Origin of the sequence: Limimaricola litoreus, from assembly GCF_024159025.1 — a bacterium.
Lineage (GTDB): Bacteria > Pseudomonadota > Alphaproteobacteria > Rhodobacterales > Rhodobacteraceae > Limimaricola > Limimaricola litoreus.
On record NZ_JAMYXC010000123.1, the window covers coordinates 1 to 10,262 of the forward strand.

At 64.9% G+C, this 10,262-nt stretch carries 13 protein-coding genes, 1 tRNA gene and 1 pseudogene; 8 read left to right on the forward strand and 7 right to left on the reverse strand.

What is annotated here, in order from left to right; translation table 11 throughout:
• Window positions 1-213, forward strand: a pseudogene (locus NHG85_RS08065) (hypothetical protein); the annotation flags it as partial.
• On the opposite strand, the gene NHG85_RS08070 reads toward NHG85_RS08065, so the two are convergent.
• Entirely contained in the window at window positions 200-415 is a 216-nt protein-coding gene (locus NHG85_RS08070) for a hypothetical protein (protein WP_253331382.1), read from the reverse strand. The pseudogene NHG85_RS08065 and the gene NHG85_RS08070 overlap by 14 nt on opposite strands.
• Before the next feature lie 146 nt (window positions 416-561).
• Between NHG85_RS08070 and NHG85_RS08075 the strand changes: the two genes are divergently transcribed.
• A complete protein-coding gene (locus NHG85_RS08075; RefSeq protein ID WP_253331384.1) occupies window positions 562-825 on the forward strand; it encodes a DUF2312 domain-containing protein in 264 nt (87 codons plus the stop codon).
• A gap of 17 nt (window positions 826-842) precedes the next feature.
• On the opposite strand, the gene NHG85_RS08080 is transcribed toward NHG85_RS08075, so the two are convergent.
• Entirely contained in the window at window positions 843-1,721 is an 879-nt protein-coding gene (locus NHG85_RS08080; protein WP_253331386.1) for a hypothetical protein, read from the reverse strand.
• A 129-nt stretch (window positions 1,722-1,850) separates the two neighbouring features.
• Between NHG85_RS08080 and NHG85_RS08085 the strand changes: the two genes are divergently transcribed.
• The 4 genes from NHG85_RS08085 to NHG85_RS08095 all read left to right on the forward strand — a co-directional run bounded on the left by NHG85_RS08085 (window position 1,851) and on the right by NHG85_RS08095 (window position 5,362).
• Window positions 1,851-3,506, forward strand: coding sequence for an ABC transporter permease (locus NHG85_RS08085; protein ID WP_253331388.1), 1,656 nt, complete (start codon window positions 1,851-1,853; stop codon window positions 3,504-3,506).
• 351 nt (window positions 3,507-3,857) lie between these two features.
• Complete coding sequence (locus NHG85_RS08090; RefSeq protein WP_253331390.1) at window positions 3,858-4,736, forward strand: hypothetical protein; 879 nt, start codon at window positions 3,858-3,860, stop codon at window positions 4,734-4,736.
• Window positions 4,700-4,831 carry a hypothetical protein gene (locus NHG85_RS19695; RefSeq protein WP_256500240.1) on the forward strand — a complete coding sequence of 44 codons (132 nt, stop codon included), beginning with the start codon at window positions 4,700-4,702 and terminating at the stop codon, window positions 4,829-4,831. Before NHG85_RS08090 ends, NHG85_RS19695 begins: the two co-directional genes overlap by 37 nt.
• A gap of 162 nt (window positions 4,832-4,993) precedes the next feature.
• Window positions 4,994-5,362, forward strand: coding sequence for a hypothetical protein (locus tag NHG85_RS08095; RefSeq protein ID WP_253331393.1), 369 nt, complete (start codon window positions 4,994-4,996; stop codon window positions 5,360-5,362).
• Window positions 5,363-5,474: 112 nt separating this feature from the next.
• Here NHG85_RS08095 and NHG85_RS08105 read toward each other — a convergent pair whose 3' ends face one another.
• The 5 genes from NHG85_RS08105 to NHG85_RS08125 all read right to left on the reverse strand — a co-directional run bounded on the left by NHG85_RS08105 (window position 5,475) and on the right by NHG85_RS08125 (window position 9,145).
• Entirely contained in the window at window positions 5,475-5,663 is a 189-nt protein-coding gene (locus tag NHG85_RS08105) for a hypothetical protein (RefSeq protein WP_253331405.1), read from the reverse strand.
• Between the two features lie 1,011 nt (window positions 5,664-6,674).
• The gene (locus NHG85_RS08110) at window positions 6,675-7,637 is read right to left on the reverse strand and encodes a hypothetical protein (RefSeq protein ID WP_253331395.1); all 963 of its coding nucleotides are present in this window, start codon (window positions 7,635-7,637) and stop codon (window positions 6,675-6,677) included.
• 187 nt (window positions 7,638-7,824) lie between these two features.
• Window positions 7,825-8,253, reverse strand: a complete 429-nt coding sequence (locus NHG85_RS08115; protein WP_253331397.1) for a site-specific integrase — start codon at window positions 8,251-8,253, stop codon at window positions 7,825-7,827.
• A complete protein-coding gene (locus tag NHG85_RS08120) occupies window positions 8,198-9,007 on the reverse strand; it encodes a DUF6538 domain-containing protein (protein WP_253331399.1) in 810 nt (269 codons plus the stop codon). Before NHG85_RS08120 ends, NHG85_RS08115 begins: the two co-directional genes overlap by 56 nt.
• 62 nt (window positions 9,008-9,069) lie before the next feature.
• Window positions 9,070-9,145, reverse strand: a tRNA-Thr gene (locus tag NHG85_RS08125).
• 162 nt (window positions 9,146-9,307) lie between these two features.
• On the opposite strand from NHG85_RS08125, the gene NHG85_RS08130 reads away from it, so the two are divergent.
• Entirely contained in the window at window positions 9,308-10,027 is a 720-nt protein-coding gene (locus NHG85_RS08130; protein ID WP_253331401.1) for a response regulator, read from the forward strand.
• A partial coding sequence (locus NHG85_RS08135) for a hypothetical protein (protein WP_253331403.1) occupies window positions 10,024-10,262 on the forward strand: 239 nt, incomplete at its 3' end. The genes NHG85_RS08130 and NHG85_RS08135, both read left to right, overlap by 4 nt.

Consider the following 10,262-nt stretch of genomic DNA (forward strand, 5'->3'; position numbering starts at 1 on the left):
GTGCATGGGCTCGGCTGGTCGCGGCTGTCGGGCGGCCCCTTTTACGAGGCACGCCAGGCCGGGATCGGCGCGCTGGTCGAGCGGATGCAGCGGTGGAGCCGGGAGGATCCGGTCTTCGACGTGCCGCCGCTGCTGCGCGCCGCGCTCGAAAGCGGCGACGACATCGACGCGGCATTGCGCCGCGGCAAGGCCGGCGCCGTCAGGACAGGATGAGGCCGACGACCACCATCATCAGCCCGAGCATCGACAGCATCAGCGCGCCGATGTTGAGCGGCACGACGCGCGCCAGCCTTTCGCGCATCTGCGCATCGTCAAGCCCCATGCGCCGCAGCCGCATCACCGCGACGAGGCTCCAGACGATGGCGCCGAAGCCCACCAGCGTGAGCGCCGCGCCGATCCAGATGATGATGTCCATGCTCTCACTCCCGCTGACCTCGCGCATCAGGGCCTAACGGGGCGGCCGGGGCGGCACAAGCCTGCCGGCGCGCGCGCGGAGCGCTTGAAGCCCGCACGACCCGGCGCTAGGGAGTGGCTCCGTTGTCGGCCCATCAGGAGAAGCCCATGAGCGAGTCATCCGTCATCGACGTGCAAAGCAACGCCGCGGGCGAGGAGCTGCGCCAGTTCATCGAGCGCATCGAACATCTCGAGGCCGAGAAGAAGGACATCGCCGAGAGCATCAAGGAAGTGATGGCCGAGGCCAAGGGCCGCGGCTACGACACCAAGATCCTGCGCAAGGTCATCGCGCTCAGAAAGCGCGACGCCGACGACATCGCCGAAGAAGAGGCGGTGCTCGACATGTACAAGGCAGCGCTCGGCATGAGCTGAGACAAACGCCTCGCCGCTCAGGCGGCGAGGAGGCGCACGCCTTCCATCTTCGAGATCCGGTCGAGATCGGCCTCGTAGATCGCGGTGAGATCGGCCATCAGCCCCGCATCCCAGCTGGGCAGGTCGATCTCGGTCTCGACCGCCTCGGCGCGGGCGTATTTGTCGAGAAAGGCCGAGACGATCCGCCGCTCCTGCGCAGCCGAGGCCGGCGGATGCGTGGCGAGATAGTCGCGCAGCCGCGCCGCCCCCTCGGGCCGCATGATCTCCTCGACGAGATCATGGCCGCCTTCGATCGCGGCATCCGGCTCGATCCCGGCCATCGCCCGGACCAGCTCGGGCCACAGCAGGGCGCTGTCCTCGTCGCACCAGACGGTCAGCACGGCACCCGGGGCGGCCTGGCGCAGCCGCGCCACCACATCCGACCACAGGATCAGGCGCGGATCGAGCCCGGCCATAAACTCGTCGAAGCCGCGGCCGCGGGTCTGTTCCCAGCAGGCAGGCACGAAGCTCGCCGGGTTGCGGATGCCCAAGAACAGCTCGATCCGGTCCTCGGGGAACAGCGCCTGCAAGGAGCGGGCCTTGAAGCTCGCCATCTCGTGAAAGCAGCCCGCCTCGCAGATCCGCGCGGGGGTGCAGATGAAGGCCGGGTTGCCCATCACCAGCCGCTCGGTCGTCTCGCCGTGGTCGAGGATGGCGTCGATCAGCACGTCGCGCGTGCCCGGTTCGGGCATCTCTCCGCGCAGGTGCTGGATCGTCTCGCGCAGCAGGCGCCGGTAGCGCGCAGGGTTGGGCACGCGGGTGCCGCGCCCGGCAAGCATTGGCAGGTTCTTGGACACCGATTTGAGCAGCCGGTCGTCATCGGTGCAGTTCGCGCCGATATGAAAGGCGATATCCATGCGTGTCTTGCCCCTGTCTGCCTTCGGCTCTCGTGCCGCTCCTTGGTCCGACGGGTCCAATGCGCGCGTATCGGCCCCAATATAATGACTTATATGGACAGCGAAACCGCTTTGAGCTACCGCACGCCCATGTCCGTCGAAACCAGTCAGTCGCAGGGGGCCAAGGGCGCGATGCCCCGTCTCGACCCGTGGTCGGCGGGGGCGGTGGCGATTGCCGCGCTGGTGCTTTTGCCAGTGGTGTCGGTGATCTGGTTCGCCTTTCACCCCGAAGACAACATCTGGCCGCACCTGCTTTCGACGACGCTGCCGCGCTATCTTGGCAACACGGTGCTGCTGATGCTTTCGGTCGGGGCGCTGACCGCCGCCATCGGCGCGGGCGCGGCCTGGCTGGTGGTGATGTACCGCTTTCCGGGCCATGGCTGGCTGCAATGGGCGCTTTTGCTGCCGCTCGCGGTGCCGGCCTATGTCGGGGCCTATGCGCTGGTCGATTTCCTCGAATACGCGGGGCCAGTGCAGACCGCTTTGCGCGGGCTGATGGGCTGGCAGGACGCGCGCGACTACGTCTTTCCGCAGATCCGCTCGCGCGGCGCGGCGATCCTCGTGCTTTCGGCCGCACTTTACCCTTACGTCTATCTGCTGGCCCGCGCGGCGCTGCGCGAGCAATCGGGCGCGGGCTTCGAGGTGGCGCGGGCGCTGGGCGTGGGGCCGTGGGGGCGCTTCTTCCGGGTCGGGCTGCCGCTGATCCGCCCGGCCATCGCGGCGGGTGTCGCGGTGGTGATGATGGAGACGGTCAATGATTTCGGCGTGGTCGACTACTTCGCCGTGCAGACGCTGACCACCGGGATCTTCACCGTCTGGCTGCAGGCGGGCAATCTGGGCGGGGCGGCGCAGATCGCGACGCTGGTGCTGGCGATGATCGTGTTTCTCGTCACGCTGGAGAAGCTGAGCCGCCGCAGGCTGCGCTTCTTCGGCTCGGCCCGCCAGCCACGGCCGGTGACGCCGATGCGGCTGTCGGGCGCGCGCGGCGCCCTGGCCTTCGCCGCCTGCCTGCTGCCCTTCCTCGCGGGCTTCGTGCTGCCGGTCATGGTGCTGGCGAGCCATGCGCTCGACGCGGGAGAGTGGGCCGCGCCGGGGCTTTCGCGGGCGCTGTTTCACACCCTGACCACGGGCGGCATCGCGGCGCTCGTCACCGTGGTGGCGGGGCTGTTCATGGTTTACGGCACGCGGTTGTCGGGGCACCGCCTGCCGGTGCTGCTTCTGCCGGTGACGGCGATCGGCTATGCCGCGCCGGGGGCCGTGCTCGGCATCGGCATCCTCATTCCGCTGGCCTTCTTCGACAATGCGCTGGCCGACGCGATCCTGGCGTTCACCGGGCGCGATCCGGGGCTCATCTTCACCGGCACGGCGGCGGCCCTGGTGCTGGCCTATTGCGTGCGCTTCTTCGCCATCGCCCAAGGCACGGCCGATGCGGCGCTGGGCCGGGTTTCGCCCAGCCTGCCGATGGCCGCGCGTTCGCTTGGGCAGACGGCGGGCGGCACGCTGCGCCGCGTGCATGTGCCGCTGATCCGCGCCAGCGTCGGCTCCGCGCTGTTGCTGGTTTTCGTCGATTGCGTCAAGGAACTGCCCGCGACGCTGCTGCTGCGTCCCTTCGGATACGACACGCTGGCCACGAGGGTGCATGCCAAGGCCAGCCTCGAGAACATCGCCGAGGCCGCGCCCGCCGCGCTGATGATCACGGCCGTCGGCCTGGTCGCGGTCGGCTTTCTGGCGCGCGCCAACCGCTGAATGTTCGGAAGTGATGGTGCCGGCTGAGGGAGTTCTGTTCTCGCTACGGGCACCGGTAGCACTCCACGCCCCAGCAAAACAAGGCCTATCCGTATTCGCGCTGGGCGGTCAACAGGCGCGAACGGTGCTACGGTTGGTGCTACGGCTTGCAGGTGGCGGGGCTTCGGCTGTGGGTGGCTCGATGATGGCCTGCTGCTGCCGGGAGAGGCCGTGGTGGGCCGAACCTCGTGAGGAGTCCTGAGAAGGCCATGGAAAGTCATCTCGTGGCTTAGCGGCCTCACCCCCTGCGGCGGACAGGATGGCGCTGTACGAGTCGCTGAAAGGCTCTCCGTGTCAGATGAGGCTTCAGCCGTGGCTGCAAACATCCCGAACCCGACCAATCGCCGTGAATACCGCTACAACCGCTTCTTCCAGATTGTGGATCAGGTCGTGCAGGAGATCCAGGACCACCGATGGGCCGATACGGGTAAGCCGAAGCGGAGGCTGAAGGGAGATCACTTCCAGGTGCTGCAGATGTCGGTCGAAACCCTGATCCGGGACAGCGTCCCCGTGGTCTACCAGCAAAAGCGGAAGGGGGAAGCATCCATCCACCTCAACGGCAGCTGGTACAGCAGCCCCGCCTCGCCTGCCGATCTGACCTACAGCATCCATGTCCAGCGGGCGTACCGGGGCATGCTGGAAATGGGCTACCTGGAGCAGACGAAGAAGGGCGTCTTCGACCGGCAGGGTCGGAATGATGGCTCCACCCGTAACCGCCTGACCCGATACCAGGCCACGGACCGCTTGATGGAGAAGTTTACTCCTGACGAGCGTGAGGTCCTGCCCGTGATCGTGCCACCGCAGAAGCCGCATGCTCCGATCCGTATACGAGTGCAGGCGGAGGATGGCCGCCGGGAGGATTTCCCCGCTCCCGAGTCCGGGGAGGTCCTGTTGATGCATTGGCACCTTAAACGGATCAACCGGGTGTTGGCGAGCCGCTGGTATGACCTTCATATTCCCGATGCCGAACTGGCCGTACTGCAGTCACGGCTGGCCGATGACCCCGATGGGGAAAGCCTCTCGCGCTGGACCGGCGGACCCTCCACCGTGTCTTTAACGACGAGGGCCTCACCACCGGCGGCCGGTTCTACGGTGGCTGGTGGCAAAACGTGCCGAAGGAGTACCGGCGACACCTGCTCCTCAACGGCAAGCGGATGGTCGAGATCGACCACTCCAACCTCCACCCCGTGATCCTCTACGCCGAGGCCGGTGCCGTGCCGCCCGAGGACTGTTACCGGGGCATCTTCGACGAGACGACCGAAGCCCGAGGCGGTGACAACTCATGAAACATGGTCAAAGCGGCCTTCAATGCCATGCTCAATGCAGGCAAGGAGTTGCGGCAGGCTCCGAAGGGGGTTAATCCCGGCCGCTTCGACATGACATGGTGACAGGTCTCGGATGCGATCCTCGCGGCCCACGAACCGATTGCGCATCATTTCTACACCGGCGTGGGGAAGCGCCTGCAGCGTAAAGACAGCGACGTGGCCGAGCGGGTGATGCTGGACTTCATCGACAGCGGCATTCCGATTCTGCCGATCCACGACAGCTTCCTCGTCCACGAGGGGCATCGTGAGTTGCTCCATGAGCGGATGCAGGTCGCATTGCAGGAGGTCTGCGGGGTCGAGGCCAGGCTAAAGGCAGTCGAGCCGGATCTCAGCCGTGTTCTCGCAGAACGGGCTAGGGAGCAGCAGCTGGACCCCGAGGGCTATGAGCAACCGACCACGACGGACATAGCTGAGATTTTCGCAGCACAGGAGGGCTACGATAAACGGCTCGATGCCTTCTATGCTCTGTCCAAAGCTGCTACGGAAAGATAGAGAGAATGGTCGAATTTCGCGGCCCAAGGCGTTCGGGAAAGCATGTCCGGCAAGAGACCCCGACCGCCAGACCGCCGAAGTCCACCTCCGCATCGCCCTCATGAACCGCTTATCAGTCCTCGGCGCCGCCGAGATTGTTCGCGTGGGATGAAACTGCCGGGGAAAGGGGCAACTGCGACCTAAGCCTGGGTTCTGCAACAACGCCGTCTTGGATCTCCTGCACGACCTGATCCACGATCTGGAAGAAGCGGTTGTAGCGGTATTCACGGCGATTGGTCGGGTTCGGGATGTTTGCAGCCACGGCTGAAGCCTCATCTGAAGTCAGGTATTCCCTCAGTTGAGGGGGTCAGGATCGGCCCTTGGGGGGCCGCCCTTCCCAATACAAATATGACTTAGATGCATCAACCCGTGTCCCTCTCCTGCGGGTAGGATCGTCAAGCAGCCGCTCTCCCTTCCATACAGCACCTCGACCTCCGCTCCCGCCCCTTGAACCTTTACCGGTTGACGACCTCCATCCCCCTTCGCCGGTCGAGGCTGTACACGATATCCCCACACCCCCCGGGGTGGCACTCGCCCCCTCCCGTCCAGCACTTCCACAGAGAGCCTTTCAGCGACTCGTACAGCGCCATCCTGTCCGCCGCAGGGGGTGAGGCCGCTAAGCCACGAGATGACTTTCCATGGCCTTCTCAGGACTCCTCCCGAGGTTCGGCCCACCACGGCCTCTCCCGGCAGCAGCAGGCCATCATCGAGCCACCCACAGCCGAAGCCCCGCCACCTGCAAGCCGTAGCACCAACCGTAGCACCGTTCGCGCCTGTTGACCGCCCAGCGCGAATACGGATAGGCCTTGTTTTGCTGGGGCGTGGAGTGCTGCCGGTGCCCGTAGCGAGAACAGAACTCCCTCAGCCGGCACCACAATATCCTCCAACACGCTGTTTCACCTCGGCTTTTAATCGGATCAAGCCAAGGCGTAGCACATGTCGGAGTATACACCGCTTCGGAGTTGCGTCCGGCCTCGTACCAATCCGCTCAGAGAGGGGTACTTCCCTTAGGGAAACTAGGCTACTTCTGGTAAGCATTAGCTGTGGTTTGACGAGTTCTGCATCGGTAAGCCGCGCGGGTCACGGCGTGGATCAGCTTATTTGCCCGAGCAGCAGAGGCGAGGACGGCCTATCCATAGCTGTGACCCACTTCCTCTCATACCCACCTTTAGGACCTTCTGGCCTGGGGTAGGCTTCTCAGGACCGTCAAGGATATGCGGCGTGGTAGGCGGAGGGGTGGACCGGAACGACGTGTGTTCCGGTCCTTTCTACGTCAGGCTGCCACCGATACGCGCTGCATGGCTTCTGCTGCGTCCGGCTTGGGCGTGGCCGCTGCGTAGGAGTCTCCCGCTCGTTCCGTTGATACGTTGTCGATAGGCTTGAGCGTGATGCCCACTTTGTCGGTACTGCCGATCAGGGAGATAACGGACTCCTGCATCATCTTGGCTTGTACCCGTTCGGCAGCTGCACGCGATGCGGCAATGTCCACATCCTCTTCGGCCTCTTGGGCTTGCTCGGGACGAACAGCCGCGGTCACCGAGTCATCAACCTTGTTCCAACCCTTCTCCTTCGGGCCAGCTCGCTCAGAGGCCCTGGAGTTCTCTGAGGCGCGACTGGCGACGGTGCTGGCCTCTTCGTTGAAGCCATTCGCTTTGGCCCCATCCGCTCCTTGCGCGGCAGCTGCTCTTGCAGGCCCGGCAACCGGATCACCTTCACCCTCGGGGGCGTTCTTGGCCGCCTTTGCAGCAGTTTCGGCAGCTTCCTTGTCGGCCTTGGCCTGAGCCTCGGCCAGATCTTCTGCCTCCTTAGCGGCTGCCTTGGCTGCCTTTTCGGCAGCTTCAAGTGCCTCTTCCTCGGCCTTGGCTTGCGCCTCCGCTGCTTCCTCAGCGGCTTTGGCTTCCGCCTTCGCAGCGCCTTCCGCGGCCTTCTCGGCCTCCTTGGCGGCTTTCTCTGCCGCTTCGAGTGCTTCCTCTTCGGCCTTCGCCTGAGCCTCTGCCGCTTCTTCTTGGGCCTTCAGAGCATTCTTCGCCGCGTCTCGCTCCGCCTTCGTCATGGTCGTCGTACTGGCGGCGTCACTGCTGTCTTCCCCGGAAATATCCATGATGATTGCGGGGGAAGTTTGTGTTCCGCCAGAAGGCGAGGGGTCAGTCGAAGTAGTGGTCGGGGTCGCGGATGCGGCATTCTGCGCGGCTTGCCAGAGCGGGTCGAGCTGCTGGCCAATAGTCGAGATCGTCATTCGGATATCCTCCTCTTTGACTTGCTCGATACCATTGCTGCTCAATCAAGGCGCAACTTGCTAATGAAACAGGCATTTTGAAGACTTTTTTCCAAGTGGTAAAATATTTGCTTAGGGCTGGTGAGACTGCAGCCATGACCTTTTACAGGGTAAGAGTAATCCGGTTCCCACTTTGCCAAGACGACATTCAAGCCCCGCGTAGCGCCGCGAACCGTAGCCACTTGTGCAACACGTCCACTGGATAGCCCTGGCCGTATCCTTGCCCAACGCCTTCGGTCTGCCAGCCGCCGATCTGGTCGATGATGTCGGCAGGGCATTCCACTGCACGCAGTCGGTCACGCATCGAATGCCGAAAACTGTGTATGGTCGCCCCCTCAGGCACGTAAGCCTTGAGCCACTTGTTGAGGCCCGCGCTGGCGGCGTTGGCGTTCGTGGTGTCGGTCTTGTTGTAGCGTGGAAAGGCGAAGCCCGAACCACCATGAGCGGCCAGCAGCCGCTTAGCAGCCCACTGAGCAGATCCGACAAGTAGGACTTCCCTCGTGCTGCCAGCCGTCTTGAGCCTACGCCACGGATGTGGGGTGATCCGGGCCGTGTAGTTGCCCTCGGCGTCCTGCACGATGTCTTCGCGGAGTAGTCCCGCCGCCTCTGCTAGCCGCATCCGCGACCAAAGCCACCAGCCAGCGCATCTCGTCGTCCAAGCGATAGCATTCGGCCTGTACGGCACGGATGGCTTCGAGCGGGATAGGCAAGCGGTCCGATACGCCTGCGGATCGGTCGTAGTAGACCTTGCCAAAGGGGTTCGTCAGTTCGATCCCCTCTTCGTTGGCGGCGAAGTTGATGATCGACCTCACGGTGCCGAAGACCCGCGTGATGCTGCTGCCAGCCATGCCCCGGGCGATCAGTGCATCACGAAAAGCGTTAGCGTCCGCCTTCGTGTAGCTTATGAGAGACTTGTCGCCGTATGTGTCAATCACATAGCCGCATGCTCTCTCCGCGGCCCGGTGAAAGGTGATCCCCTTTCCGTCGCCCTTGAGCCGCAAGTATGTCACCACAGCCTCGGAGAGGCTCATACAGTCGGCGTTGACACCAACGCCGTCAGAAGCCCTTCGGCCAGGACCAGTCACACCCGGACGCAGCATGTGCTTGCCCGGGAGATCCGCATCCTGGCTGCGCAGGTGGTACCAGTATTCGTCGAGTTGGCTCGCGGCTCGTATGGCTCGTGCAGCTGCCACCCGTGCTGACCTCGTTCGTAGCGAATACGAGATCTTCGATGACGTGTAGTGGCATCTCAGTTCTGTCGGCACCCGACGCTGGAAGTAGAAGATGCCGTCCTTGAGGAAGCAATGGGGAGCAGAAATGTACTCCGACATGTGCTACGCCTTGGCTTGATCCGATTAAAAGCCGAGGCGAAACAGCGTGTTGGAGGATATTGTGGTGCCGGCTGAGGGACTCGAACCCCCGACCCCCTGATTACAAATCAGACGCTCTACCAGCTGAGCTAAGCCGGCCCCGGGGCCGATGTATCCAGACCGCGCCGGGCTGGCAAGCGCGTTGCGACGCGCGCGGTTACATATGGCGACAAAACTCTCCCGAAAGGTCGGGCAAGGACGCTGGCCAGCCCCCGCGGCGGGGCGCTAGAACGAGGGTCCGGGCCCGCAGGAGATCACACCATGAGCGACACCGCCGAGATGCAGATCCTCGTCGTCGATGACGCACGCGACATCCGCGAGCCTTTGGGGCAATATCTCAAGAAACAGGGCTACCGCGTCCGCCTCGCCGCGAGCGCGGCCGAGGCGCGCCGCGCGATCGAGGAGGCGCGCATCAGCCTCGTGGTGCTCGACGTCATGATGCCGGGCGAGGATGGGCTGAGCCTGTGTCGCTGGCTCGTGGCGCAGGGCGGGCCGCCGGTGATCCTGCTGACCGCCATGGCCGACGAGACCGACCGCATTGTCGGGCTGGAGCTCGGGGCGGATGATTACGTCACCAAACCGTTCAACCCGCGCGAGCTTCTGGCGCGGGTGCGCGCGGTGCTGCGCCGGGCGCCGCCCGCGGCGCCTGTGCTCGACGCCACGCCGCGTCGTTTCGCGGGGTGGACCCATGACCCGGCGGCTCGCAGCCTCGATCACGAGGACGGGCGCCACGCCGAGCTGACCTCGGGCGAGAGCCGGCTGCTGGGCCTGTTGCTCGACGCGCCGCGCACCGTGCTTGATCGCTCGCGCCTGCTCGACCACATGGCCGGGCGCGAGGCCAAGGCCTACGACCGCGCGATCGACAATCAGATCAGCCGGCTGCGCCGCAAGATCGAGGAGGACCCCAAGCACCCGCGGCTGATCCTCACCGAATGGGGCGGCGGTTACCTTCTGGCGGCGGATGCCGAGGTGGTGACGTGACATGGGGGCGGCTCCTGCCGACCGGGCTGGCCGGGCGCTTCGCCCTGCTGCTGGCGGTGGCACTGGTGGCGGCCAATCTGGTAGCGCTGGGCCTTTTGTCCTTCGAGCGGGACCGGCTCGACCGCGAGGCGGGAGCCGCGCGGGAGGTCGAGCGCGTGGTGGCGCTGGTCCCTGCGATGGAGGCGCTGTCGCCGCCGCGCCGTGCGGCGCTGGCGCGCGATGCCTCCACCCGTCT

What these genes read in the sequence shown, in the direction of transcription:
- NHG85_RS08075 (WP_253331384.1), top strand. Translation starts at nt 562, where the DNA reads ATGAGCGAGTCATCCGTCATCGACGTGCAAAGCAACGCCGCGGGCGAG.
- NHG85_RS19695 (WP_256500240.1), top strand. Translation starts at nt 4,700, where the DNA reads ATGGTCGAGATCGACCACTCCAACCTCCACCCCGTGATCCTCTACGCC.
- NHG85_RS08110 (WP_253331395.1), bottom strand. Translation starts at nt 7,637, where the DNA reads ATGACGATCTCGACTATTGGCCAGCAGCTCGACCCGCTCTGGCAAGCC.
- NHG85_RS08080 (WP_253331386.1), bottom strand. Translation starts at nt 1,721, where the DNA reads ATGGATATCGCCTTTCATATCGGCGCGAACTGCACCGATGACGACCGG.
- NHG85_RS08085 (WP_253331388.1), top strand. Translation starts at nt 1,851, where the DNA reads ATGTCCGTCGAAACCAGTCAGTCGCAGGGGGCCAAGGGCGCGATGCCC.
- NHG85_RS08070 (WP_253331382.1), bottom strand. Translation starts at nt 415, where the DNA reads ATGGACATCATCATCTGGATCGGCGCGGCGCTCACGCTGGTGGGCTTC.
- NHG85_RS08130 (WP_253331401.1), top strand. Translation starts at nt 9,308, where the DNA reads ATGAGCGACACCGCCGAGATGCAGATCCTCGTCGTCGATGACGCACGC.
- NHG85_RS08120 (WP_253331399.1), bottom strand. Translation starts at nt 9,007, where the DNA reads ATGTCGGAGTACATTTCTGCTCCCCATTGCTTCCTCAAGGACGGCATC.